26 protein-coding genes, 1 pseudogene and 1 other annotated feature (1 of these 28 cut by a window edge) are annotated in these 26821 nt (G+C 40.5%); of the genes and pseudogenes, 4 read left to right on the forward strand and 23 right to left on the reverse strand.

Annotated features, from left to right (window positions below; all coding sequences use genetic code 11):
• Positions 1-130 (reverse strand) — a binding site (T-box leader); it reaches 94 nt to the left of the window's first position.
• A gap of 40 nt (positions 131-170) precedes the next feature.
• Entirely contained in the window at positions 171-344 is a 174-nt protein-coding gene (locus HPC67_RS07205; RefSeq protein ID WP_217586809.1) for a hypothetical protein, read from the reverse strand.
• Between the two features lie 570 nt (positions 345-914).
• Between HPC67_RS07205 and HPC67_RS07210 the strand changes: the two genes are divergently transcribed.
• Both HPC67_RS07210 and HPC67_RS07215 read left to right on the forward strand, forming a co-directional pair.
• Complete coding sequence (locus tag HPC67_RS07210) at positions 915-2132, forward strand: IS110 family RNA-guided transposase (protein ID WP_217586811.1); 1218 nt, start codon at positions 915-917, stop codon at positions 2130-2132.
• A 233-nt stretch (positions 2133-2365) separates the two neighbouring features.
• Positions 2366-3433 (forward strand): N-acetylmuramoyl-L-alanine amidase family protein, encoded by a 1068-nt coding sequence (locus HPC67_RS07215; protein WP_217586813.1) that lies wholly within the window; start codon positions 2366-2368, stop codon positions 3431-3433.
• 43 nt (positions 3434-3476) lie between these two features.
• Here HPC67_RS07215 and dtd read toward each other — a convergent pair whose 3' ends face one another.
• The 7 genes from dtd to HPC67_RS07250 form a co-directional block, all read right to left on the reverse strand.
• Positions 3477-3923, reverse strand: a complete 447-nt coding sequence (gene dtd, locus HPC67_RS07220) for a D-aminoacyl-tRNA deacylase (protein ID WP_217586815.1) — start codon at positions 3921-3923, stop codon at positions 3477-3479.
• A 17-nt stretch (positions 3924-3940) separates the two neighbouring features.
• Positions 3941-6136 carry a RelA/SpoT family protein gene (locus tag HPC67_RS07225; protein ID WP_217586817.1) on the reverse strand — a complete coding sequence of 732 codons (2196 nt, stop codon included), beginning with the start codon at positions 6134-6136 and terminating at the stop codon, positions 3941-3943.
• Between the two features lie 418 nt (positions 6137-6554).
• Positions 6555-7067, reverse strand: coding sequence for an adenine phosphoribosyltransferase (locus HPC67_RS07230; protein ID WP_217586818.1), 513 nt, complete (start codon positions 7065-7067; stop codon positions 6555-6557).
• Positions 7045-9381 (reverse strand): single-stranded-DNA-specific exonuclease RecJ, encoded by a 2337-nt coding sequence (gene recJ, locus HPC67_RS07235; RefSeq protein ID WP_217586819.1) that lies wholly within the window; start codon positions 9379-9381, stop codon positions 7045-7047. The genes HPC67_RS07230 and recJ overlap by 23 nt, the downstream gene beginning before the upstream one ends.
• 75 nt (positions 9382-9456) lie before the next feature.
• The gene (locus HPC67_RS07240; RefSeq protein ID WP_217586820.1) at positions 9457-9786 is read right to left on the reverse strand and encodes a LapA family protein; all 330 of its coding nucleotides are present in this window, start codon (positions 9784-9786) and stop codon (positions 9457-9459) included.
• A 101-nt stretch (positions 9787-9887) separates the two neighbouring features.
• The gene (secDF, locus tag HPC67_RS07245) at positions 9888-12143 is read right to left on the reverse strand and encodes a protein translocase subunit SecDF (protein ID WP_217586821.1); all 2256 of its coding nucleotides are present in this window, start codon (positions 12141-12143) and stop codon (positions 9888-9890) included.
• 43 nt (positions 12144-12186) lie between these two features.
• Complete coding sequence (locus HPC67_RS07250; protein ID WP_217586822.1) at positions 12187-12465, reverse strand: post-transcriptional regulator; 279 nt, start codon at positions 12463-12465, stop codon at positions 12187-12189.
• Between the two features lie 119 nt (positions 12466-12584).
• Between HPC67_RS07250 and spoVB the strand changes: the two genes are divergently transcribed.
• Positions 12585-14135, forward strand: coding sequence for a stage V sporulation protein B (gene spoVB, locus HPC67_RS07255; RefSeq protein WP_217586824.1), 1551 nt, complete (start codon positions 12585-12587; stop codon positions 14133-14135).
• Positions 14136-14205: 70 nt separating this feature from the next.
• Here the strand turns inward: spoVB and HPC67_RS07260 are convergent, their stop codons facing one another.
• Complete coding sequence (locus HPC67_RS07260; RefSeq protein ID WP_217586826.1) at positions 14206-15483, reverse strand: ArsB/NhaD family transporter; 1278 nt, start codon at positions 15481-15483, stop codon at positions 14206-14208.
• Positions 15484-15618: 135 nt separating this feature from the next.
• Between HPC67_RS07260 and HPC67_RS07265 the strand changes: the two genes are divergently transcribed.
• Positions 15619-15999 carry a TIGR04086 family membrane protein gene (locus HPC67_RS07265; protein ID WP_246569811.1) on the forward strand — a complete coding sequence of 127 codons (381 nt, stop codon included), beginning with the start codon at positions 15619-15621 and terminating at the stop codon, positions 15997-15999.
• 63 nt (positions 16000-16062) lie between these two features.
• Here HPC67_RS07265 and yajC read toward each other — a convergent pair whose 3' ends face one another.
• From yajC to obgE, 14 genes and pseudogenes are all read right to left on the reverse strand, one after another.
• Positions 16063-16338: a preprotein translocase subunit YajC gene (yajC, locus tag HPC67_RS07270; RefSeq protein ID WP_217586828.1), complete on the reverse strand. Its 276-nt coding sequence runs from the start codon at positions 16336-16338 to the stop codon at positions 16063-16065.
• Positions 16339-16356: 18 nt separating this feature from the next.
• On the reverse strand, positions 16357-17496 hold the full coding sequence (gene tgt, locus HPC67_RS07275) for a tRNA guanosine(34) transglycosylase Tgt (RefSeq protein ID WP_217586830.1): 1140 nt from the start codon (positions 17494-17496) through the stop codon (positions 16357-16359).
• A gap of 78 nt (positions 17497-17574) precedes the next feature.
• Positions 17575-18603: a tRNA preQ1(34) S-adenosylmethionine ribosyltransferase-isomerase QueA gene (queA, locus tag HPC67_RS07280; protein WP_217586832.1), complete on the reverse strand. Its 1029-nt coding sequence runs from the start codon at positions 18601-18603 to the stop codon at positions 17575-17577.
• Positions 18604-18625: 22 nt separating this feature from the next.
• A complete protein-coding gene (locus HPC67_RS07285; protein WP_217586834.1) occupies positions 18626-18823 on the reverse strand; it encodes a DUF2905 domain-containing protein in 198 nt (65 codons plus the stop codon).
• Between the two features lies 1 nt (position 18824).
• Complete coding sequence (gene ruvB / locus HPC67_RS07290) at positions 18825-19820, reverse strand: Holliday junction branch migration DNA helicase RuvB (RefSeq protein ID WP_217586836.1); 996 nt, start codon at positions 19818-19820, stop codon at positions 18825-18827.
• Between the two features lie 16 nt (positions 19821-19836).
• The gene (ruvA, locus tag HPC67_RS07295) at positions 19837-20445 is read right to left on the reverse strand and encodes a Holliday junction branch migration protein RuvA (RefSeq protein ID WP_217586838.1); all 609 of its coding nucleotides are present in this window, start codon (positions 20443-20445) and stop codon (positions 19837-19839) included.
• 94 nt (positions 20446-20539) lie between these two features.
• Complete coding sequence (locus HPC67_RS07300; protein WP_217586839.1) at positions 20540-21271, reverse strand: YebC/PmpR family DNA-binding transcriptional regulator; 732 nt, start codon at positions 21269-21271, stop codon at positions 20540-20542.
• Between the two features lie 298 nt (positions 21272-21569).
• Positions 21570-22004 carry a PH domain-containing protein gene (locus tag HPC67_RS07305; RefSeq protein WP_217586840.1) on the reverse strand — a complete coding sequence of 145 codons (435 nt, stop codon included), beginning with the start codon at positions 22002-22004 and terminating at the stop codon, positions 21570-21572.
• 142 nt (positions 22005-22146) lie between these two features.
• Positions 22147-22308 (reverse strand): annotated as a pseudogene (locus tag HPC67_RS15975) (IS1595 family transposase); the annotation flags it as partial.
• Between the two features lie 191 nt (positions 22309-22499).
• On the reverse strand, positions 22500-22634 hold the full coding sequence (locus HPC67_RS15865) for a hypothetical protein (protein ID WP_281417505.1): 135 nt from the start codon (positions 22632-22634) through the stop codon (positions 22500-22502).
• A gap of 58 nt (positions 22635-22692) precedes the next feature.
• Positions 22693-23433 carry an NAD(+) synthase gene (nadE, locus tag HPC67_RS07315; RefSeq protein ID WP_217586841.1) on the reverse strand — a complete coding sequence of 247 codons (741 nt, stop codon included), beginning with the start codon at positions 23431-23433 and terminating at the stop codon, positions 22693-22695.
• Positions 23434-23461: 28 nt separating this feature from the next.
• The gene (locus tag HPC67_RS07320) at positions 23462-24421 is read right to left on the reverse strand and encodes a phosphotransferase (protein WP_217586842.1); all 960 of its coding nucleotides are present in this window, start codon (positions 24419-24421) and stop codon (positions 23462-23464) included.
• On the reverse strand, positions 24414-25346 hold the full coding sequence (safA, locus tag HPC67_RS15870; RefSeq protein ID WP_281417506.1) for a SafA/ExsA family spore coat assembly protein: 933 nt from the start codon (positions 25344-25346) through the stop codon (positions 24414-24416). Before safA ends, HPC67_RS07320 begins: the two co-directional genes overlap by 8 nt.
• A gap of 181 nt (positions 25347-25527) precedes the next feature.
• On the reverse strand, positions 25528-26814 hold the full coding sequence (gene obgE / locus HPC67_RS07330; protein ID WP_217586843.1) for a GTPase ObgE: 1287 nt from the start codon (positions 26812-26814) through the stop codon (positions 25528-25530).
• Between the last annotated feature and the right edge of the window lie 7 nt (positions 26815-26821).

The following is a 26821-nucleotide window of genomic DNA, read 5'->3' on the forward strand; positions in this document are numbered from 1 at the left end:
ACTTCTTATTCAGCATAGAAACCTCGGAAGTGTCTTTCACACGTACGATCTGCAAAAATGTTTTCAGCCAGTGACATTTTCTCTCTATCCAGATACAATATGTGCTACTCTCTTCCTCTAACGGTATCACGATATATTGTAGTCTATATTAATCATTATGTCTTTTATTGTCAAGTCCGGTTTAATTGCTTTTTTAATTGCTTGACTTGTCCAATTGAAATACCGAGCTCCTGAGCGATTTCCATATGATTGCAATGGCCTTCCATTTCCATAAAGGAATGAAAATTCACCCCAAACACATCATGATTACGGGCCGATTGCCACTGTTTCTCATTTTTCCGCATCAACATACCTCCTCGTATAGTATATTTAGGCATTGATTTTAAGCCTATTTATTCTAAGTGATTTTCTAACATACATTCAGCTATAACTCCGTTACCTTTCACTGCAGGCGGACGCTTTCCGCGGGCACGGCTTGAGCCTCCTCGCTCGCAAAGAACGCTCACTGTGGGGTCTCAAGTCTCGTGCTGTTCCCGCTGGAGTCGCCGCCTTCCGTTTCAGGTAACTCAGTATGTGCGTCTATTTCATAGATGAATGAACCTACATCATATGTTAATCACTTGGACGCTCTGAGATATTCCTAGATAATGGTCTTAGGATCATTTGGGACAATTCTTTTCCTCCTTGTGGATTTACCACATTAAAAAGACTGTTTCCCAGTGTACGCGCGGATCTTCATACACGCAGGCTGTACACCTTGACGTTCGAACCCGGATGTTAGTAGCTCCGGGGCGGCTTTTGATGCAAGGATAGTACTGATACACGAGGTTGCTGATCGGCGACCACACTAGGGATATCTCAGAGCGTCCAAGAAACACGTTCCAATGATTCTAAATTGAAGGGAGGCATAACCCATGAAATTATTTGTCGGATTAGATGTGAGCTCTTTTGATATTAAGGCCTGTTTTTTAGATGATGAAGGAGTAAAAATAAAATCCTTCACAACTGAGAATGATCTTCCAGGTGCCACACGACTGAGAGATGAGATTCTTAATTCAGTCAAAGGCCTACAGGTTGATGTACTGCGAATCGGTCTTGAATCAACCAGTGTGTATAGCTTTCACCCTTCCATGTTTTTACACAATGATGCGTATATGCGTGGTTTAGGTGCCAAAGTATTTGTCATGAATCCCAAGCAAATTGCCAACTTCAAAAAAAGCTATAGTGACATGGACAAAACCGATGAACTGGATGCCTTTGTTATTGCTGACTATCTGCGCTTTGGCCGTCCCATGACTGTTGTGAAAGAAGAACAGTATGTTGCGTTGCAACAATTAACACGGGCAAGATATCAGTTGGTTCGCCAAGTGGCGCAAGAAAAACAGCGTTTCCTTCAGTATTTGAGTTATAAGTGCAACACGTTTACTGAAGAAGTTGATTCATCTGTTTTTGGCAAGGCCATGATGGACTTGTTCTTTGAGCGATATAGCTTGGATGAACTGGCGCAAATCAGTTTAAAAGATTTGGCTGATTACCTGCGCTCCAAAGGAAGAAACAGATTTGAAAATCCCGTGGAGGTTGCCAAGGCTATTCAAAAAGCCGCCAGATCATCTTTTCGTCTGGATAAAGTTGTTGAAGATTCGATTGACACTATACTGGCAACATCGATTACTTTGATCCGGACGTTTGAGAAACAAATCAAAGAACTTGATAAATCCATCAAGCGCATTATGGCTGGGATGCCGCAGACACTTCAGTCAATTCCTGGCATTGGACCGGTATTTGCCGCTGGTATCATCGCTGAAATCGGTCAAATAGAGCGTTTTGAGGATGAAACCAAAATTGCCAAATACGCTGGCTTGTATTGGCGAAAACACCAATCTGGACGTTTTACTGCCGATGACACTTCTTTATCACGTAACAGGAATCAATACTTGCGATATTATCTAGTTGAAGCCGCCAACTCGGTAAGAAGGCATATCCCCGAATACAAAGACTATTACACAAAGAAGTATCAAGAAGTCCCAAAGCATCAGCATAAAAGAGCCCTCGCCCTAACCGCAAGAAAATTTGTGCGTTTGGTTGATGCGCTACTACGCAAAAACCAAATCTACACGCCGAAAGGAGCGTAAATACATGGAGCATAAATAGCTTCTAATCCTTAAGTTATTTACCAGTATTTTCAGCAATATTTACTGGGTTTGTTTAGTGATGCCATTTTTCAATAAGTTGAACATTGATAACTTCATACGTGTTTATTTTTCTTTTGACATATTACCGCAGGTCTCATTTAATGTTTAGCTTTGCCAGTTCACTCATTTTTTATTAAAATAAGTGGAGCAGACATTTATAAGGAGGACATTTTATGCGTTTCAAATGGTTTGCTTTATTGAGTATGATGTGCATGTTCGGATTAGCGTTTTTTGGCTCTGGACAGCTTTTTGCAGATACAGCGGTGATCAAATATGACAATTTAAATGTGAGATCCGGCCCTGGGACACACTACGATAAAATTGGACAAGTTCATTCAAACGAGGTTGTACCAGTTGAAGCTACAGAAGATGGATGGGTTAAAATCCGCTTTAATCAGCAAACAGGCTGGGTTAGTGCGGATTATGTGTCAATAGAAAACGAAGAAAAAAATGACGATACCACAGAACAGAACGAAACGACACCTAATCATGCAAAAGAGATCACGATTAAAAGTGAACGCGTACACCTCCGAAATGGACCATCTACATCATATGACATCGTTTCCTATGCTCAACAAGGTGACCATTTGATGGTAGAATCTCAAACCGGCGATTGGCTAAAAGTTACAAACGAACAGATGTCAGGATATATTTATGAAGCTTTAATAGCCAAACCACATCGTTCTAATGATTTACTGCAAAATAAAACGATCGTAATTGATCCTGGACATGGTGGTAGAGATGTCGGAGCCATAGGTGTTGGGGGAACATACGAAAAGAATTTCGCGTTTAAAACGGCTCTTGAATTAGCAAAAGAATTGGAGTATCTTGGAGCCGATGTTGTAATGACACGGTCAGAGGACCACTTCAAATCGCTCGCAAGCAGAGCATCACTCGCGAATACAACTGATACGGATATATTCATCAGTCTACATTACAACAGCTTTCCTGAATACCCAACCGCTACAGGGATCCAAACCTACTATTATCACGCTCAAGACGAAACGCTTGCGACATTTATTCAACAAGGTCTCATACAAGAAAGTGGTAATAGAGATCGGGGCGTGACACAAGAGAATTATCTTGTCATTCGGCAAACATTCAAGCCTTCCATTCTCATTGAGCTCGGTTTTATTTCTAACGCAAGAAGCGAGCAATTATTACAGACAGAACGTTATCAACAAAAGCTCGTAAAAGGGATTACGATCGGTATTCAGAAATATTTTAAACAGTTGGATTGACCTATCAAAACGGGTGCTGACCCTTCTGAGAGTCAGCACCCGTTTATTGATCTTCACTATCTATAACAATTGTAACAGGTCCGACATTCGTGAACCTAACGTCCATCATCGCACCAAATTGTCCTGTTTCTACTTTGATCCCTTCAGCCCTCACCATATCATTAAATGCATTGTAAAGTGCTGTTGCATGATCAGGGCGAGCAGCTTTAATAAAGCTAGGTCGTCTTCCCTTTCGTGTATCCCCGTAAAGTGTAAACTGAGAAATCGATAACAGTTCGCCGTCTATATCTTTCAGAGAGTGGTTCATCTTCCCGTGCTCATCTTCAAAAATACGTAAGTTAATAATTTTTTTCACCAAATATTGAACATCCTCAATTGTATCCTCATGAGTGACGCCAATAAGAACAACAAGTCCAAAAAGAATTCGACCAACAATGTCATCCTTTACTTGGACGGATGCATCGTTTGCACGTTGTATAACAGCACGCATATACAGAACCCTCCCATCTATTGCAATGTTCGTGTCACAGTGTAGACATCGTTGATCCGCTTGATACGTTCAACAATTTTTCGCAAATGATCTGTGTTGTGTATAAGAATAGTAATGTTAATGATTGCCATTTTTTTGCGGTCTGCACGTCCTGTAACATGTGTAATAAGCGTTTTTGTTTCATTAACAGCTTGTAACACTTCGTTCAATAAACCGTGTCGATCATAGCCAGATATTTCCAAATCAACGTGATACTGTTTTTTATCACGCTGATCATTGCTCCAGTACACGTCTAATTTACGTTCTTTCGCTTCAGACGTCTTCACATTTGGGCAATCAGCACGATGAACTGACACGCCTCTACCTTTCGTAATGTACCCTACGATTTGGTCACCAGGAACTGGATTACAGCATTTAGACAGGCGAATGAGCATGTTGTCCACACCTTCAACACGGACACCGGAATCACCCTTCTGATTCGGCTTATTAGCTGGTGTTGTAATCGCATCTTCTATTGTTTTTTCTATGCCTTGCTCTTGTTTTCGCGACGCCCTAATTTTTTCGGTTAAACGCGTAGCAATTAAAGCTGCGGTAATGCCTTGGTATCCAACAGCTGCATAGAGATCCTCTTCATTTACAAAATTAAATTTTTCATAGACACGACGCAAATTATCTTGTGTTAATGCGTCCTTTGGTTCAATATTGAGTGCCCGTATTTCTTTCTCAACCCATTCCTTACCTTTACTAATGTTCTCTTCACGACGCTGCTTTTTAAAAAACTGGCGTATTTTATTTTTTGCCTGGGATGTTTGTGTGACTTTAAGCCAATCTTGTGATGGACCATATGAGTGTTTTGACGTCATGACCTCTACAATGTCACCGTTTTTAAGCTGGTAATCTAAAGGCTCCATTTTGCCATTAATTTTAGCGCCAACGGTTTGATTGCCAATTTCTGTATGAATACGATAAGCAAAGTCAAGTGGTACTGATCCTGAAGGTAGCTCAATGACATCACCTTTTGGTGTAAACACATAAACCATATCCGAAAACAAATCGACTTTTAGTGATTCCATAAATTCTTCAGCATCATGTGTATCATTTTGCCATTCAAGAATCTCCCTAAACCAGCTGAGTTTTTCTTCAAAAGATTTTTTAGTGTTTTGTTTGTCTTCTTTATAAGCCCAGTGTGCAGCAATTCCATACTCTGCTATTTCATGCATATCCTTTGTTCGAATTTGAACCTCGAGCGGGTCTCCCTTAGGACCGATAACCGTTGTATGCAATGATTGATACAAGTTAGGCTTAGGCATTGCAATATAGTCTTTGAATCGACCAGGCATAGGTTTCCAGCACGTATGAATGATGCCAAGCACCGCATAACAATCCTTAATGCTATCCACAATGACCCTCACAGCCAGTAAGTCATATATTTCATTAAACTGTTTGTTTTGCTTTGTCATTTTTCTATAAATACTGTAAAGGTGTTTCGGTCTACCTGATAAATCAGCTGAAATATGAACCTCTTTCAGTTGTTGGCCAACCTCATCCATGACTTCTGTAATATATGATTCACGTTCGTCACGTTTTTGCTTCATTAAATGGACAATTCGATAATACTGCTGTGGATTCATATATCTTAACGCAGTATCTTCAAGCTCCCATTTGATCGTGGAAATACCGAGACGGTGTGCTAATGGCGCAAAAATTTCCAACGTTTCATTCGCAATACGTCTTTGTTTAACGGGCGGCAAATGCTTGAGGGTGCGCATATTGTGCAACCGATCAGCGAGCTTAATCAAAATGACACGAATGTCTTTCGCCATAGCGACGAACATTTTTCGATGGTTTTCCGCCTGCAACGCTTCTTTTGATTTATATTTTATTTTCCCGAGCTTTGTGACACCATCAACGAGGAGCGCAACTTCATCATTAAATGTCTCTCTTAACACGTCGAGAGTGATGTCTGTATCTTCAACGACATCATGCAAAAAGCCACCAGCTACCGTTTCTGCATCGAGCTGTAAATCGATTAAAATGCCGGCAACTTGAACAGGGTGAACGATGTAAGCTTCACCAGATTTTCTGAATTGGCCGTCGTGTGCTTCGGCAGCAAAATCATAGGCGCGACGCAAAAAATCGACATCTTTTTCTGGAAGATAGTGCCGCGCCTTCGTTAATATATCATTAATTGTTAAAACATCATCTTTTGCCATATTATCACCCAAATTCTATGTCGCATGATCCTGTTGTTTATTAGTATTAAAAATTTTTGATGGAATGTAAAGACATACACATCGAAAATTGTAAATAAGTGTATAAGAATAGGTCTGGGACAAGAGGTTTAGTAAATGAAAATGCGAACAATATGACCGCTCCGGAAATACACTTCGCGACCGACAACCAGGACGGTTTAGTGTCGATGTTGGCGCAGGACGCGCCGAATTTAATCGAACCTCCCCTCGGTGAGCCTCGGGCCAACACGATGCTGGTCATGAAGGCGTGGCGATTGTCGTCGCGATTTTAGCCTTCCTCCCACAGGAGTCTACGTGTATTTCCGGAGCTAGTGTTACGCATTGTTCGTCTTTTGCGTTAAACTTCAAGCTATGTCCCAGACCTATTTTCGTCTTTTAATTAGTACGAAATGAGTGTTTGAACATCGTAATCTTCTAATTTCTCGAGTCCATTTAAATAAGTCAATTCAACGAGAAATGCGCAGCCGACGACGACGCCTCCTAATTGCTCTACTAATTTAATGGTCGCCTCAATCGTACCACCTGTCGCAAGCAAATCATCTGTAATGAGGACGCGCTGGCCAGGTTTAATCGCATCTTTATGAATGGTCAAGACATTTTCACCGTATTCGAGACCGTAATCAACTTTAATGACTTCTCTTGGTAATTTACCTTCCTTACGAACCGGAACAAAGCCTATTCCGAGCGCATACGAAACAGGGCATCCGATTATAAATCCTCTCGCTTCGGGACCAACAACAACATCAGCTTCTTTATTTTTTGCGTATTGAACAATCTCATCAACAGCACTTTTAAATGCAGCGCCATTTTCCATTAATGGGGTAATGTCTTTAAATTTAATGCCTTCTTTTGGCCAATCTTCTACTATTTTAATATGCTTTTTGTAATCCATCTGTTACAGCCTCCCTGGTGGATTGCACGTCTTCCATACTTTCGGCAAACCACGCCCTCAATTGATCATACTGTGAATAGTATAGCGTTTTTTCAACATCACATCTTACCAAACGTTCGTTGTATAATGTTGATTCATGTAAGTCTTTTTTAATCGGTTGAGGATTCATTTTAATGATCCCTTTATTAATGTGAATAAATTCAAGCTCTCTAAACACTTGAGCCATAAAAATAATATAATCCTTAGGCCAAGACTTAGCAGCCATAATTGGTCTTAATTCTTTATGCAAGTCTACAATATTACGCTTATAAATTAATCCGTAAAACCATTTAAAATCTTCCCGCGATGGAAAAGGCTTTAAATATACGCTATCTTGGACATTATAACAAACATGTATGTTTTGCGGTTTTAATCGCCTAATCATTTGCCCAAGGGCTTCCAGATTTGGTGGTAAGTCAACAATCATAAGTGTATCGATATTCATATCTATGTGATCTGTGCTTTCATTATATAATATCTCAACAGCATTCGCATATTGATGTGTTGGCGCATTGCATATCATACCAACCTGGCCCATATTTGTCAGCTGGTCATATACATGTTTAAGTGTTTTGCCACGATGATCAAATAATTGCCATTGATCTATCTTCATATCTTCTAAAACGATTTGGACTTTTCTATGTCCGTTCCATTCGTTTAAACCGAGCTCTCCGATGATTGAAACAGGAGTCCTTTGAGAAATATGTGGATAAAGCGAACCCATTCCGAATCCAATCGCATCAATACGTCCTTCAGAAGACTGAAACTGCATTTTTAAATGCCGCTTCGTGTTTCCGATCTGTCGCACATCTGATGGCATATGTTCGACACGAAAAAGTGGTTTTGGATTTTTCATTCCAAAAGGGGCAAGCTTTTTCAAGTCATAGACCAGTTTTTCGTTAACATCAGCCAATGCTAATGTTCCACTCACCTCTATGACAGGCTTAAAGTCATCCTCACTTAATTGATCTTGCAATTGCTCACTTAGCTTATCCCGTAGTAGAGAGATATGATCTACTGGTAGCGTCATACCAGCAGCCTGGGCGTGTCCACCAAAATGTGTAAAAACATCTCTAATCATCATACCATTTTTAAAAATATCAAATGCTGGGATACTTCTTGCTGAACCTTTTGCAACTTGTTCCTTTTCATCAATAGCCAAGACAATTGCCGGCCTATTAAACTGCCTGACCAGCCTAGAAGCAACGATTCCTAGAACACCAGGATTCCATGCTTTATGTGCAACAACAATGGCACTTTTCTCATCTGACTGAACCATTTGTTCAGCCTCTGCAACAATTTGCTTCACAATGCTTTTTCGTTGTTCATTCAAGGCTTCAATTTCTTTTGCAAGAGACATTGCCTCCGTTTCGTCTTCCGTAAGCAATAATTCAACAGCGAGATCAGCACTTTGTAATCTACCGACAGCGTTTAGCGCTGGCGCTAATTGAAAACCAACGGACTCTTCTGTAACGTGTCCTTCAATTTTATAAACCTTCTTCAGTGCTTTTAATCCTGGGCGTTCAGTTGACTGAAGTCGTTCTAGCCCATAATAAGCAAGGATTCTATTCTCATTTAGAAGTGGCACCATATCGGCAATTGTTCCGAGTCCAACTAAATCAAGTAAGTGTGTCGGACAATAACCAAGAAGGGCTTCTGCAAACTTAAAGGCCACGCCAACACCAGCTAATTCCTTGAATGGATAGTCTGGTGAATGTTTTGGATGAACGACAGCATAGGCATTTGGTACAACGTCTTGAATTTCATGGTGATCTGTAATAATGATATCCAAACCGATTTCATTAGCATATGTCGTTTCTTCCACAGAAGCAATTCCCGTATCAACTGTAATAATCAGTCCGAAGCCTTGTTCCTGTGCATAAGTAAACGCAGCTTTATTTGGTCCATATCCTTCTGTAAAGCGATTGGGTATATAATAGTCACATTCAGCACCAAGTTCACGCAAGACATCAAGCATTAAAGTCGTTGAGCTCACACCGTCTGCATCATAGTCTCCAAACACTAATATTTTTTCACGATTCGTCACCGCTTGCTGTACACGATGAACCGCTTTTTCAACATCCCTTAGCAACGTAGGGGCAAACAGGTTAGATAGCTTAGGAGACAAGAATGCCTCCGCCTGTTCGGCACGTGTTATGCCACGTTGAACGAGCAGATCAATGATAACAGGTGACATTGTATGTGAAAGTTCTTGTAGATGCTCACAATCCGCTTTTCGATCGAAAGTCATCCACTTCGCTTTGCTTTGTAGCATAGATTCACCCCTGACTTATCTATTATACAAAAGACATTAATAGGGTGCAATCTGATTTACTCTTAAAAAGCTTTTTTATTCAGCAGAATGATTGTTAGATGACATTGAGTCCGTTTTTTCAAGCGAAGAACTAGCTTTTCCCTCATCTTCTACCTCAAATTCGAATTGACGCAGCTTTGCTTTGAGCTTCTTGTTTTCTCTTTGCAAGCGAAAGAGTCTAACAGCACCTGCAGAGGCTGTTAGAATTCCTCCCATTAAAACAGAGCTTAATATGATTAATACGAGCGGCGCTTTACCCGTCCCGAATAAATAGTTAATTTCGACAGCTTCCACATTAATAACTGCAAAGATTGCGACAATCATAAACACAACGATAGCGAGTATGACGGTGTATTGGTTTTTCACATTACATACCTCCATTGTTTCCCAGTATACCCGGATTATTTTTAATCAAACCGTTAGATAAACAACCCTTGTATCAACAATTGACACAAGGGTTGTTGGAATTATACTTGTGGGCCTTCAACACGTTTTTTCTTCTCAAAAACGACTGGTTTTTGTTTAATCATTTTGCCACGCCACACAAGCCATAATAAAGATGCAAGGAACAGAGATGAATACGTTCCGACAAGCAAACCAACGGCAAGTGCAAGGGCGAATCCTGTAATTGATTGAGCGCCAAGGAACAAAAATGCTAAAACAGCGATCATTGTCGTTATCGTTGTGTTCAAGCTTCGCGTAAACGTTTGAACAAGGCTTTGGTTCACAACTTTTGCCAATTCCTGGAATGTTTTAACACGCTTCTTCTTGCGGAGATTTTCCCGAATCCGATCAAATGTAACGATCGTGTCGTTAATCGAGTAACCAACGATCGTCAACACTGCTGCGACAATTGTTACATCAAATTCTATTCGGGTCACACTAAACACGACAAGAACGAAAAATGCATCATGCAAGAGCGCGATCAATGCAGTAACGGCAAAGAACATTTCAAAGCGCAATGTTACGTAAATAATCATAAAGATTGAAGCAATCGCGACAGCATAAATCGCATTTTTAACAAGTTCTTCACCTACAATCGGTGAAACGACACTTACATTTGGCTCATTGTTGTATTCATTATAAAAATACGACTTAATCTCTTCAATGTTGTCTTTTGATAACACTTTGTCAAACCGCATAACGGCAATGTCATTGTCGTCACCTGAAATCACAATTGATTTGGCATTCAGCTCAAGTATTTCTAAATGTTCATTAACCTGTTCAGTTGTGAGTGTCTGATCAGCTAAAACCTCTATTCGGGATCCGCTTGTGAAATCAATGCCCGGGTTCAGCTTGAAAAAGCCGAGTGACACGATTCCAATAATGATCATTGATGCGGATGCTACAAAGAATATTTTCCGGTAATCAACGACATTCCATGAACGATTCATAAATGTTGCTTCTGGTTCTTTATCGGATGCTGCTATGTCAGCAATTTCATCCTGTTTCACACCGAACCAACCTTTTTTATCATTCAGCATACGGGTGTTCACCCAGAGGCTCAGTAATAGGCGTGTACCAAACACTGCCGTTATAAAGCTAATTACAATACTAACGATCAGCATTGTCGCAAACCCTTTAACAGAGCTTGTACCAAACATAAAGAGAATGGACGCAGCAATTAACGTCGTAATGTTCGCATCAAATATTGTTGATAATGAGTTTTTTGTCCCTGCTTTAAAGGCAGCAACGACAGATTTTCCAGCTCGCAGTTCTTCTTTAATCCGTTCGAATGTAATGACGTTCGCATCAACCGCCATACCGACACCGAGTATTAATGCTGCAATACCAGGTAATGTTAAGACACCATTCATCAAATTAAATACGAGAAGGATCAAATAAATATAAATGCTTAAATTAATAACAGCTATGACACCAGGAAAACGATAAACGGCTAGCATAAATGCAAAAATAAGCCCCACACCGATCATACCTGCAAAAACCGTTTTATTTAAAGCTTGCTCTCCGAACTGAGCACCTACGGAAGTAGAATATTTTTCAGTCATATTAACAGGTAATGACCCAGCATTGATGACACTCGCTAAATCCTTCGCTTCATCAATTGTATAGCCGTCAATTTGGACATTTGATGAGTTAATGATTTTACTTACCCTCGGGGCAGATTCATATTTAGGCTCTTCTTTTTGCACTTCTTCTGCAAATGAATCACCATCTTGATAGTCCATCCATATTACGAGTCGATTGTCTGGTTCACCCATATTTTTAATTTGTTCAGTGACTTCAGCAAACTTGGACGCATCTTTTAACTTTAGCGTCACAATTGGAGCATTCGTATCCGGTTCAAAATCTTGTCTGGCACTACCCTCTTGAATATCAGAACCGTCTAATAGTTTATTGTCATTGACATCTCTAAAAGATAGGCGCGCAGACGTTGCCAGCATATCACGGGCTTGAGACTGATCTTCAATTCCCGCCAGCTGAACTCTGATTCGGTCTTCTCCTTCAATATTGATATTGGCTTCACTTATCCCGAGTCCGTTTACACGATCATTTAAAATTTTGACCGTATCTTCCATTAGATTTCGGGTAATATCTTGCGATTCATCAACAGGTTCGACTTCATAAAGCACTTCAAAGCCGCCTTGAAGATCGAGACCAAGGTTAATGTTCTTTGTAATATCTGTTACCGTCGTTCCCATCGCACCTGCAAACAACAAAACGATTAGGAAAAAGGCAACTAATCTGCCTCGCTTGTTCATTTATAAAATTGCCTCCCTTTTAATAACAGGCTTATCCTTATTTTTAGGATAATGCTGCAATTGACGCCATTAAATCATCTTCCTCAAATGCACTAACAGTCAAGTAGCTCATATATGTAGAGGATGCTAGGTGAAAGATATCCTGCACCACTTCATGCAGTCGTTTTTGACAAGGGTGTTCTGTCCACACTTTTCGATTGAGACATTGCCATATGTCATCAGCCGTTACTTCTTCATAGCCCATCGACTTAAATTCATACACTTTACTTTCGAGGACAGACCCTAACTCTGCTCTCCATTCATTCACCAATCGCGTTTCCACTGGACAATCCCTCCTAAATGCTTAACGTTCAATGTAATACTTGTCATGCTTGACCAACTTATATGCATATATATCATTGTATAACATATTTATTTTTTTGAGAAGGCAGGTCCTGCACATTGACGAAACAAACGTTTTTACAAGGAACAATTATTTTAATTATTGCGGGTATGATTACACGCTTCCTTGGATTCATTAACAGAATCGTCGTTGCACGCTTGATGGGTGAAGAAGGGGTTGGCCTCTATATGATGGCTTTACCTACCTTGTTTTTAGTCATCACGTTGACGCAATTCGGTCTGCCTGTTGCGATATCTAAACGCGTAGCTGAAGCTGATGCAAGAGGGGATACGCATAAAATTAAACGCATCCTTGTCATATCCATTCTATTGACAATGACGACAAGCGTGATCTTCACGATAGGCATGATCCTTGCTGCACCATTTATTAGTCATACGTTATTAACAGATGAACGAACAGCGTTACCACTGATCGCGATTAGCCCCATCGTTCCAATCGTTGCTATGTCATCTATTATAAAGGGCTATTTTCAAGGCAAACAAAACATGAAGCCACAAAGCTATGCCATCGTTATTGAACAGATAGTCAGGATAACGTGTGTCGCTCTTTTCGTGAAGCTTCTCATGCCATTCGGTATCGAATACGCTGCAGCAGGCGCCATGATCAGTGTTGTTCTAGGGGAACTCGTTTCTTTATTGTACATGATGATCTTGTTTAAACGCAAGAAGACGATCAAGGTGCGAACACACTTTTTTAAGTATTTAAAAGCCAGTCAACAGACTACAAAAGAATTATTATCCATTGCCCTTCCAAGTACGGGAAGTCGGATGATCGGTTCAATTTCACACTTCTTAGAACCAATTCTTGTCGCACAGACGCTTGCAATTGCTGGCATTACAACCGCTGTTGCGACAAAAGCTTATGGTGAATTAACTGGATATGTGCTCCCTTTATTGTTTTTGCCGACATTTATAACGCAATCACTATCAATTGCCATTGTACCATCTATTTCCGAAGCAGAGGCAAAACAGAACAATCGACTTGTCCATTATCGGATTCACCAATCTATCCGAATATCATTTGCTTCAGGTGCAATTTCAACTGTTGTCTTAACATTATTTGCATCACCCATCTTGTCATATATGTACGGTACAGATCATGCGCAAGGCTTTCTCATATTAATGGCGCCTTTCTTCCTTCTCCTTTACATCCAAAGTCCCCTGCAGGCGGCATTACAAGCACTTGATCTTGCGCGACCAGCGATGTGGAATAGCTTAATTGGCGCGATTGTTAAATTTACCGTTTTAATCATGCTTGCTTCAAACCCGAACTTCGGCATATATGGCGTTGCGATTTCAATGTCTGTTGGTGTCGTGCTCGTCACATTACTCCATCTGTTTTCATTAAGTAAGACCATTCGCTTTTCGATTCCAATCGTTGATCTCTTTAAGATGGTTGCACTGCTTTTGACGACATGGATATTTGGACAGGCACTCAAGCAAGCCTATGTACAATTTCTAAATAACTTTTTCGGTTTTATCCTCGCTTTAATCGGTTTATTACTCATTTATTGGTTACTTTTACTCGCTTTTCGATTCATTTCGAAAGAAGAACTGAGTCAAATACCAGTTATTAAGCATCTTATTTAAAAGCACGTACCGCCAGATTGCGCTTTAGCAACTTGGCGATACGTGCTTTGTATTTGGATCTCACATATGTTTATAAATAGCGAACATACACATATAAAGTTGACAATACAAGAGAGATCACAACCGACGGAACACCGTATAACATAAATCGAACAAAGGGAATACGTTGTTTCGCACCCTCAGCAAGGCCAGCTACGACGATGTTTGCTGATGCACCTAATAATGTCGCATTTCCTCCTAGACACGCACCGAGGGCAAGCGACCACCAGATCGGATCAAGATGCTCGACGCCATAGCCGGAAAACTGTTCAATGACAGGGATCATAGCCGCTACGAAGGGGATGTTATCAACGAAACCAGATAACGTTCCTGATGTCCATAATATCATAATTGACGTCTCCGCGAGGGCGCCATTCGTATAACTCATAATTCCTTCCGCAATCCAAGCAATGACCCCGACCTCCTCTAAGCCTCCTACAATTGTAAATAAGCCCACAAAGAAAAATAATGTTACCCATTCTACTTGGGAGAAAACAGCTTCTGTATCCATTTCATCATCTGTCCATAATAGAAGTAAAACAGCACCGGACAAGGCAACGGTCGTAATATCAACATTTAATACAGTATGCAAGCTAAAGCCAAGTAATGTTGCACCTAATACGATAAGTGATTTGTAGAGAAGTGGTGTTTTTCGCAAATACACATTAGCATCAATTGCCATTAATGTGTCTGGATTAATTTGACGCACCAATATTTCTTTTCTAAAGACCAAAACAGCAAGTCCGATAACAATAACGAGATTGAGCATAGCTAGCGGCGCTAAATGAACAATAAACGATAAGAAACCGAGGTGATCGACCGCCTGTCCAATCATAATATTTGGTGGATCACCAATCAATGTAGCTGCACCACCAATATTTGAGCTTATAATCGTTAACAGTAAATAAGGAAATGATGGTAAGTTTAATAACCTTGTAATATGCAATATGATTGGAACGAAGATTAATACCGTTGTCACATTATCTAGCAAGGCCGAGCCAATTGCGACTAGGAGACTTGTACCAATTAACAATGGTATCGGTGAGCCCTTAATAGCTTGCGCAAAACGTACACCAACGTACGAAAAAAAATTAGACTTCTGGGTAATAGACACAAGGACCATCATCGAAAAAATTAACGCAATCGTATCCCAGTCAATATATTTAATAAATACATCTGACGTATCGTAAATACCTGTTAAGAGAAAGACGGTACCACCAGCCAGTGCCACCGTTGCACGATTGATCTTCTCGGTCATAATCAAGACGAAACTGATTAAAAATACAAGGACGGCAAAAACAATCGCCATATGTCCACGCCCCCTGAGTAAACTTTGTCCTATTTACTCCAAATCATATGCTTGTACGTCTTTAAATATTTATAGTCTATATTCCATGTATGTGCATACACATTTTATAACTGGACAAACAAGGGGGATGGTGACTTGGGAAAGCAAATGACAGCGCTGATGTATGGGTGGATTATTGTGTTAGGCTCTATACTCATCACAAGTCTGATACTTGGACTATTACTTAAATTGACGTCGATGAATGAATCGGTATTATTTTGGGTTACACTCATCGTTGGACTTCTTTCTCTGTTCATGGGCGGATTGGTTGCAGGTATGAAAGGAAAAGAAAGAGGTTGGCTCATTGGGGGACTGACAGGGGTTGGTTTCACATTATTTGTCGTGCTCGTTCAATACCTCGGTTATCAACAAGGCTTATCACTTGAGCAGGCTCTTTATCATCTCGGCTATATTTTAGCAGCCTTAACGGGTGGCGTGATCGGTGTTAATCTAACAAACAGCTCTAGTGGGTATTAACTATGATTCCTCTTCAAGCAAAAACAGACCAGTCGGCTTTTGCCAGCTGATCTGTTTTTATAATTAGTTAGAAGTTTGATCTTTAACTTCACGAACAGCAGAACGATCATATGTAAGCTTCGTACCGTCCTCCGTCTGTAAAACAACGGTGAGTTCATCAAGTGCATGTACAGTACCATGCATGCCACCAATCGTTACGATTTTATTTCCTTTTTGCAAATCTGCCTGCATTTGTCTAACTTGCTTTTGACGTTTTTGCTGCGGGCGAATCAAAATGAAATAAAAGACCGCAATCATTAATACGATTGGTAACAATCCACTTAAAAGATTCGGATCCATGTGTGTCACTCCTTTCATTTAGAAATTTTTAGCATTCGGTTCATTAAATCCGTATTGTTCAAAGAATGCTTGTTTAAAATCACCAAGTCGATCCTCGCTTATCGCTGTTCGAACTTGCTTCATTAAGTTTAACAGAAAATATAAGTTATGGTAAGTGGTAAGTCTAAATCCAAATGTTTCATTACATTTTATTAAATGGCGAATATACGCACGAGAGTAATTCCGACACGTATAGCAATCGCATTGCTCATCAATTGGACGATAATCTCTTTCAAACTTAGCATTACGCACAACGAGTCTGCCATTAGATGTCATGCATGTCCCATTGCGGGCAATTCGTGTTGGTAGCACGCAGTCAAACATATCAATGCCCCGAATCGCACCGTCAATTAAAGAATCAGGTGAGCCTACCCCCATTAAATAACGTGGCTTATTCGTCGGCATCAATGGTGTTGTGAATTCCAAGACTCTGTTCATCACATCTTTTGGCTCACCAACCGATAATCCACCTACAGCATAGCCCGGAAAATCAAGAGATACAAGATCCTGTGCGCTCTGTTTACGCAAATCTTCATATTCTCCACCCTGTATAATACCGAACAACCCTTGGTCGCCCTTACGTTCATGCGCTGCTAAACAGCGTTCTGCCCAGCGCGACGTACGTTCTACCGACTTCTTCATATACGCATGTTCCGCTGGATATGGTGGGCATTCATCAAGTGCCATCATAATGTCTGAACCAAGCGCATTTTGAATGTGCATCGCTTTTTCAGGCGATAAAAATAATTTTTCCCCATTCAGATGACTGCGAAAATGTACACCTGCTTCTTCAATTTTACGTCTTTCGCTTAAGCTGAACACTTGAAAACCGCCAGAATCTGTTAGTATAGGGCGATCCCAATTCATAAACTTGTGTAACCCGCCTGCTTCTTTGACAATGTCTTCACCTGGTCGGAGCCACAAGTGATACGTGTTTGATAGAATGATGCCCGCATCCATTTCTTTTAGTTCTTCAGGGCTCATCGTTTTAACAGTTGCAAGTGTGCCAACTGGCATAAAGATTGGCGTATCAAACGATCCATGCGGTGTATGGACCTTACCAAGCCGAGCCCCTGTTTGCTTACATGTTTTGATCAATTCGTATGTGATAGCTGACATGACTATTTTTCCCTCTTTTTCAGTTCATTTTGACGAGACGTGATCTATATTGATGTCTCTTCATGTAAATCGAGCATTCTACAAAATGAGCATAGCATCCCCAAAGCTAAAAAAGCGATACTGCTCTTGAACAGCTTCATGATAGGCGTTCATAACATGTTCCCTCGAGCTAAATGCGCTAACGAGCATGATCAATGTTGATTTAGGTAAATGAAAATTAGTAATTAGCCCATCGATCGCTTTAAATTGATACGGCGGATAAATAAAAATATCCGTCCAGCCACTCGTCTCCTTAAACACCCCATGATGATCACGCGCTATTGTTTCAAGCGTACGTGTAGAGGTTGTCCCGACAGAAATGATGCGTCCACCATCTGCTTTTACCTGGTTTAACAAATCAGCTGTTTCCGCCGTCATCGAATAAAATTCTGAATGCATATCATGAGATTCCACCTCATCTACACTGACAGGCCGGAAAGTACCTAAACCAACATGCAGGGTTATAAATGCGAGTTTAACACCTTTTTGTTGAATGTGCTCCAACAAATCTGTTGTGAAGTGTAAGCCCGCTGTTGGTGCAGCTGCAGAGCCTTCTTCTTTCGCATAAACAGTCTGATACCGTTCTTTTTCCGGTAATTGTTCTTTAATATACGGCGGTAAAGGCATTTCTCCTAACGCATCAAGCACTTCATAAAAAATACCCGTATAAGAAAACTCCAAAATGCGACCGCCATGATCTTTTATTCCTGTGCAACGTGCGCGTAGTTGACCATCACCAAAGACAATTTCTGTATCTGGCTTAATTTTTTTAGCCGGACGCGCCAAAGTTTCCCATTTATCGCCCTCAATTTGATGCAGCAATAATATTTCTACTTTTGCACCCGTGTCTTGCTTAACACCATATAGACGTGCTGGTAGTACACGGGTATCATTCAATACGAGGCAATCGCCAGCGCTTAAATGGTCTAACACATGTGGAAAATGGGTATGTGTTAGATCGCCTGTTTTACGATCCATAACGAGCAAACGGGATGCTGTTCGATCTTTTAATGGTGTCTGGGCAATTAAGTGCTCTGGTAAATCAAAATCAAAATCATTTATGTTCATGATGTGTCTCCTAATCACAGTTTTACCTGAATTTATTTATAATAAACAGCACTAAGGATAATACAATGCTCACGACGATAGACGTCATAATCGGAAAATGAAAGCTCACATTTCCGCGTTTAAAACTCACATCCCCTGGAAGCTTCCCGACAAATGTCCATAATAGACCGATGAGAAGAAACACAATGCCGATCACAATAAATAGTTTACCTGGACTCATCCTAAATCAATCCTTCTAGTCCAAAATGTTGATAGGCCTTCGCCGTCACAACTCTCCCTCGTGGTGTCCGCTGGATAAAACCAATTTGCAATAAATAAGGCTCATATACGTCTTCAATGGTTTGTGATTCTTCACCGATTGTAGCAGCAATCGTATCAAGTCCAACAGGGCCACCGTTAAAGCCTTCAATAATGCTCTTTAATAATTTGTGATCAATATGATCAAGACCAACCGCATCAACTTGAAGCATGTCAAGTGCACGTTGTGCTGTTTCAAAACGAATCTCTTCCTCACCGCTTACTTGAGAAATATCCCGAATACGCTTTAAGAGTCGGTTGGCAATACGCGGCGTTCCTCTTGAGCGTTTCGCGACCTCAAGCGCAGCATCTTTCATAATGGACGTCTTAAATATATCTGCTGTGCGTTCTATAATCGCACATAAATCAGCTGTATCATAAAATTCCAGCCTCGAAAGTACACCAAACCGATCCCGCAAAGGGGCAGACAACAAGCCTGCACGTGTTGTGGCTCCAACAAGTGTAAACGGTGGAAGGTCAATACGTACAGACTTAGCACTTGGACCAGTCCCAATGACAATATCTAAAAAGAAGTCTTCCATCGCTGGATAAAGGACTTCCTCAACCGATCGTGGTAAACGATGTACTTCATCAATAAACAGGACGTCTCCAGGCTCTAAAGCCGACAAAATAGCTGCTAAATCACCAGCACGTTCAATTGCAGGACCAGATGTTGAGCGAAATTCCACGCCCATTTCATTAGCAATAATGCCCGCTAAAGTCGTTTTCCCTAATCCAGGGGGACCATACAGAAGGACGTGATCAAGGGGTTCATTACGCATTTTCGCAGCTTGTATAAAAATGCTTAGATTTTCCTTCACTTTATGCTGCCCAATATATTGATTTAACGTTTCAGGACGCAAGCTTAACTCAACAGAATCCTCCTGTTGATAAGCGCCCGTTACCATTCGCTCATCCATTCATCATGACTCCCTGTTATTTTTTCATTAGCAATGCTAGCGCTGTCCGAACCGCTTCATCTGTGGTTTGAACGGCGAGTTTCCGCAAGTCAGGCATGATACCGTCAATTTCCCGTTCCGTATAGCCAAGCGCCTTTAATGCTTCGATTCCTTCGTTTAAAGCAGCATCTGTTGGTGTATCCGCTTTAGGGATTTGTTCAAAAATGCCATCCATGGATGTAAGCATTGACGTTAGTTTCCCTTTTAAATCTAAAATAATTTGTTGTGCCGTTTTTTTACCTACACCAGGAAACTTAGTCAAAAACGTTTTATCCTCACGTTCGACTGCAGCAGCAAATTCATTGACATCAACAGTACCAAGTATGTTGACGGCCCCTTTTGGCCCAATACCAGAGACGGAAATAAGCTTAATAAATAAAGACTTTAACGCCTCATTTTTAAAGCCGTAAAGGGCGATTACATCTTCACGAACGTGATAATATGTATGTATTTTCACAGACTTATTTAATGACCCTTGATAAATATATGGATTCGGACAAATAATTTCATATCCGATACCATGAACATCCACAACAACTGTTTCATCGTGGATTTCTGATAACGTACCTTGAATATATGCAATCATATGATCTTCTCCTCAAATCCCATTTTAACATATAACCGAATTATACGTATAGAAATGGAAAACTTCCATCGATAGCAATGGAAGTTCGTCCTAATTATTCATCTTCTTTCATATTGTGATGGATATCCTGAACATCTTCATCCTGTTCTAGCATATCCAATAGCTGAAGCATTTTGTCTGCATGCTCGTCTGACAGCTCGGTGTAATTTTGTGGAATAAGTGTCAATTCTGCCTGCTCAAGCTCGTATCCATCTGCTTCAAGGTTTTGACAAACAGCTGAAAACTCTTCTGGCGATGTGTAGATTTCGTATGCGCCATCTGCATTAACAATATCGTCAGCGCCTGCTTCAATCGCAGCAAGTGTCATCGTATCTTCGTCTATTTTGCCTTCTTCATCAACAATGATGATATAACCTTTACGATCGAACATAAAGGATACACTGCCCGTTTCGCCGAGATTACCATCATTCTTTTTGAAGGCGTGTCGAACCTCAGCAGCTGTTCTATTTCTATTATCCGTTAAGACATGAACAATAATTGCGACCCCACCTGGTCCATATCCTTCATAAGTAACTTCTTCATAGCTGGCGCCATCAAGTGTACCAGTTGCTTTTTTGATCGCACGATCTATATTGTCATTCGGCATATTGTCGGCTTTCGCTTTATCAACGGCCGTTCTCAGGGCCGGATTCATATCCGGATCGCCGCCCCCTTGCTTGGCAGCTGTATATATGTTTTTAGCGTGCTGCATAAATATTTTTCCGCGTTTTGCATCTTGCGCATTTTTTCTGCGTTGTATGTTTTTCCATTTAGAATGTCCAGCCATTGCGCATGCTCCTCTCAAACGATCTCTTATAAACTATACCAAATAAAGCCGCTCCTATAAAGTAAAAATTTCGTTTCTCATGCAATACGCCTTGTCCGCCTTTATATTATTCAATGGCTATGTTGATATAGAGAGATAAAAAACATCCTAAGATTAGTAATAATGTTTTATTCCACTAAAGCACCATTTAGCTCAATAAAGCTGTATAAATTCCATAAGAAGAATCGTATATAATTTATTCTTATACTATAATTTCCAAGACCATACTAACGGTAGCAGAAGCAAATTTAAGTTGTAATTATTTTAAGAACCTAATCGGCTCTTTTCTCTTTTCATTGACAACTTCAACGAATTTTTCAATATTTTCAGGTGCAATAATAGTGTAATCATTTGCATTATAATATAAAAAATAACGTTCTTTTGACAGTGCGACTGATGCTAATGGGACATTTGATTTTTCGATTTTTTTAATGGTATTCAGCTCAACTCGGCGTTTAAATGGGCCAATATGTATAATTAAATGTTCATTTGTTACAACGTAAAATGTTCGATACCACAGCCATAAAATGATGATGACAAAAATCCCAAATATGAAAGAAAAAGTTATACTCGCGGCGAATCCTGCTTCATGGTAAATCGGTATGAATAGTCCAACAGAAAGTCCCAAGAAAAGTAATACCGACCCCCAAATCAAGATTCGAAAAGTCATGTCTTTTTTCGCGTGAAATTTCATAATAAACCCTCCCTTAAAATTCACATAGGTAAGTATGCAAATTCAGTAAATGAAGTAAAAACGATGATGTAAGATATAACTTCTCACTTCTTCTGCTGTATGCCCTTAATTTTACTACGTTTGAATTTATTAAAGGATTCATAGATAAATACTTGATTGCAACACCATTAACTCGTTGTATCCATCCTTTTAATCTTTTTATGATAATTATTCACGTTCTGGATGTGGTAAAGCCCCTTAGTACGATTTTACCATCGGACTTGATATGGTAAATATCTATTCCCTTTTCAGCAGCATATGTTTTTATGTTTTCAATGCACACCAAGAATAATATGCTCTGATTCACAATCAGGACATCGCTCTCACAATCATCACCAACCCTATTGTAGATAGTTTAACTACAGAACAAAGTTCCTAAAACGATAATTAACATCTAATTTTAACAGAGCCTATTCAATACATAAACCATAAATTTCAAGTCCTTGTAAGCCATTTTCACGGTTTTTTTGACTCATAATGAATTGGATCTGTCGTTGGAGCATCGTGATCTGGTGGTTCCTGTTCTTTTTGGCAACCTGTCATGATGATTATGATCATCAGGACACTATAGACATAGGTTCGCTTTTTCACAGAAAAAAACACCTCCTAGACCTTAGTTTGGTTTAGAAAGGTGTTTATATGCTTAGACTCAGTCTCTTTGAAAACGTGGTAATGGTTCACGTTTATGAGCTGTTGCGTTATGCATCCGTTCAATGATCATACGGTCAGAATCTGGTACCGCCTGACCAGTTAAATACGCATCAATGTGTGCGTATGTTGTACCCATTTCAGCTTCGTCTGTTTGTCCTTCCCAGAGGTCTGCACTCGGCTGTTTTTCAATAACCTCATTTGGCACCCCAAGTGTCACAGCAAGCTTGCGAACTTCCTCTTTTGTGAAATCTGTGATCGGCTGAATGTCTACACCGCCATCTCCATACTTCGTAAAGTATCCCGTATGCCATTCGCTCGCATTATCTGTCCCAACAACGAGGTAATTATAGTGCGCAGCCGTCGCATACAATGTACTCATACGTAATCTAGCTCTAAGGTTGGCGTTTGCCAGCTGATCTTGCTGATGCTGGAACGTTCCTTTTTTATGCAGTTGCTCGGTAATTGTGTGATACATGTTTGAATGAATAGTCGTTAAATCGACCGTCATATGATCAATGCCGCAGCCATGAACGACAGCTTCTGCATCCTTTAAATCAGGCTCTTTTGTTTGGATTGGCATAATCAAACCGAGAGACTGTGTCGGAAAAGCCCGTTGAATCAAATAAGCAACAACAGCTGAATCTAATCCACCACTCACACCGACGATTAACCCGTTCGTTTTTGATGCTTTCACTTTATGACGTAGCCATGCTATGATGTCTTCAATTGTCTGTTCCATTGGTTTCGCTCCTTAAGTCCATATTCTACTATGATGATTTTATCATGTTTGTCGCTTCTTTTAAAAATTTTTGTCGCTTTGTCCACACCCGATCGAGTTCAGAAAGAAGTTCTGGAATGTCGGACACATCACTTTTCCTCAGCTTATGCAGCCACTCACGTAGTAAATCTCCAGGAACAATGACGGCAGCCAGCCACATTTCCTTATGATTTCCCGCCAAATCATACGATAGCAACGTCTCCAAATCCCAGTCAATGTATGGTAAAAACCGTTGTCCAAGCTGGATCGCATCATAAAGCTGACATGTTTGTGTTAATAGATCAAAGTCAATTAAATACGTACGATCTCCTTTCAAAAAATTATGTGATGCGACATCGCCATGTATCCATAAACCATTGCGTTCTGCATCACTTAGCAGTTTTTCCCACGGGTATATGGCTAAGTCTTGTATATGACGTTCAGTCGTTTGGACAATATCATGAAATAACGTGTTATAGCCATATTCGCTGAAAATATGCGCTGTCTTTTTAAAAGACAAAAGACGATGAAGCCATTTCATAAAAAAAATCTGTCGTTTAACAGGTTGGGGCACGTGGATGTGACGGGCATAGTTATGAAAATGAGAAAGCAATTGACTTGCCTCGACTCTGTCATTATGATGTGCGTAATTAAGTGATCGACCTTTAATAAACGGGGTAATCGTCCATAATCCACCCTCTGTATCATAAATCCACTCTTTCCCATTCGGATAAACAGCAAATTTTGCAATATGGGGCAGTTTTATTTGTTGAAAGAAGTCTCTTTGTTGCTTTACTTGTTGTTCATGTGTATGTCGTTTTAAAATGTAATTCTGGTCATGTTCTGTTTTTAATTTATAAACGTGTTGTTTTATAAACCGAATCGACCGAGCGTGAATCTGACCTGATGACAATAGAAAAGAAGAGAGACGATCATTAATGACATCGCCTCTTTTATAGTCATTATTCACGATTTGAGTCTTCCTCTTCAAACTGTTCATACTGCATTCGATAGCCTGGAGGTGTTGGGTAAGGTGAATTGGGCATTTGCATATGTTGCATAAGTGCTGGTTGTTGAGGGTGCATTGGCATTGACATTGACTGTGGTTGCATTTGCTGTGGTTGCATTTGCTGTTGTTGCATTTGTTGTAGCTGCATTTGCTGTGGCTGCATAGATTGCGGATATGGTTGCATGCCCGGCATTGGTCCAAAATTTCCTGGTCCCATCCCTTGATCATACCAAGTAGGCATCCCCGCTGTAGAATGACAACCACATCCACACCCACTTTTGTGAATTGGCATAGGTGGCTTTGGCATATGACATGGTATTGGTTGAGGGTGTATCATTTGTTGTTGCATAGGCATCTGTTGCACCGGTTTCTTTGGCATTTCCATACTTTCGGAAGACTCTTCAGACATCTGTTCGCTAGACGTTTCTGGCTCTGGCATCTTCGGGTACGGCTGTCCGCAATACATGCATATGTGCTGAACCGTCATATTTGTTTGAAAGTGGGGTTGATAAGATGGTTTCGGTTGTGCTTCTGGCTTCGGTTGAGGTGGCTTTGGTGGCATGGGTGGTTTTGGGATAGGTGGCTTCGGCATTTCTACTTTAACCTTTTTTGGTTTTTCATGATCATCCTCTTGAATAACAGGCATCGGCTTTGGTGACATAGGTTTATAAGGTTTTTTTGCGGACGGCTCTATTTTCGTCATCTGTTTTGTTTTAACCGCTTTAGAAGATGATGGAACTTTAATCTTCATTCCAGGCATAATCATATCCGGGTTGGATAACTGTGTGTTGAGTTGTTTGAGTTCTTCATATGACACACCATATTTCTCAGCAATTTCCCATAACGTATCGCCTTTTTGTACGACGTGGATTTTCAATCTAATCATGACTCCTTTCATTTCTGGGCGTTTTACTCTCTATCAACATATGCATAAATGGATTAAATGTTGAACATTTCTTCAACAAAACAAAAATGCGCTAAAATAAAACAACCCCAAAAGTAGGACTTGATCTACCTTTGAGGTTAGTTCATAAAAACAGTCTCTTTAATTGTTGGTACACATGACCTTAATCGATGAATTCGAATTCAAATTCAAGGAGACGAATCGTGTCCCCATCTTTCGCACCACGTTTTCGTAAAGCGTCATCAATGCCCATGCCACGTAATTGTCTTGCGAAGCGTTGAGCAGATTCTTCTCGTGTTAAGTCGGTCATTTTGAATAGTTTTTCAATCTTTTCACCGGATAATACATAAGCACCGTCGGGATCACGGGTAATCTTAAATGCATCAGATTTCTTTTCGTGTTTATATACCACTTTTTCCTCAGTTTTTTCGTCTTCTAGCTCAAGTGTATATTTCGGAATCGTATCCAACGTATCTGCAACAGCAAATAATAAATCTCTTAACCCCGTCTGAGTCACAGCTGATATTGGAAAAATCGGATAATCCTCTTCCAGTTGACTTTTAAATGCGTCAAGATTCGCCTCAGCATCAGGCATGTCCATTTTATTGGCGGCAATAACTTGTGGACGGTTTCGCAGACTATCATCATATTGATATAATTCATGATTGATTTTTACATAATCGTCATACGGGTCTCTGCCTTCAGTACCCGCCATATCAATGACGTGAACAATCACCCGCGTTCGATCAACATGGCGCAAAAATTGATGCCCTAATCCGACACCCTCATGTGCACCTTCAATCAACCCTGGTAAATCAGCCATTACAAAGCTACGTTGATCTTTTGTTTGGACAACACCAAGATTTGGTGCCAGGGTTGTAAAGTGATAATCAGCTATTTTAGGCTTTGCAGCACTTACGACTGACAAAAGTGTTGACTTTCCCACACTCGGAAAGCCGACAAGTCCAACATCAGCAATAAGCTTCAATTCTACATTAACTTCTCGCTCTTGACCTGGCTCACCTTTTTCGGCAATCTCTGGCGCAGGATTACGAGCTGTTGCAAAGCGCACGTTACCACGGCCACCGCGGCCACCTTGAGCTATAACTGCTTCCTGGTCGTGCTGTGTCAAGTCAGCAAGAACTTCACCTGAAGCCGAATCTGTTACGGTCGTTCCCGGCGGAACAGATACAACGAGCGGTGCAGAGTTTTTACCATGCTGGTTTTTACTCATTCCATTTTCACCGCGTTTTGCCTTATAGTGGCGGTTATAACGGAGATCCATAAGTGTATTTAAGCCTTCATCTACTTTGAAAATAATGTCGCCACCATTTCCACCATCACCGCCAGCAGGACCACCCATTGGAACGTATTTTTCACGACGGTAGGCGACGAGCCCGTCACCGCCATCGCCTGCTTTTATATATACTTTAACCTGATCTACAAACATATACTCA

It is taken from the genome of Lentibacillus saliphilus (assembly GCF_019093865.1).
Taxonomy (GTDB): Bacteria; Bacillota; Bacilli; order Bacillales; family Amphibacillaceae; genus Lentibacillus_B; species Lentibacillus_B saliphilus.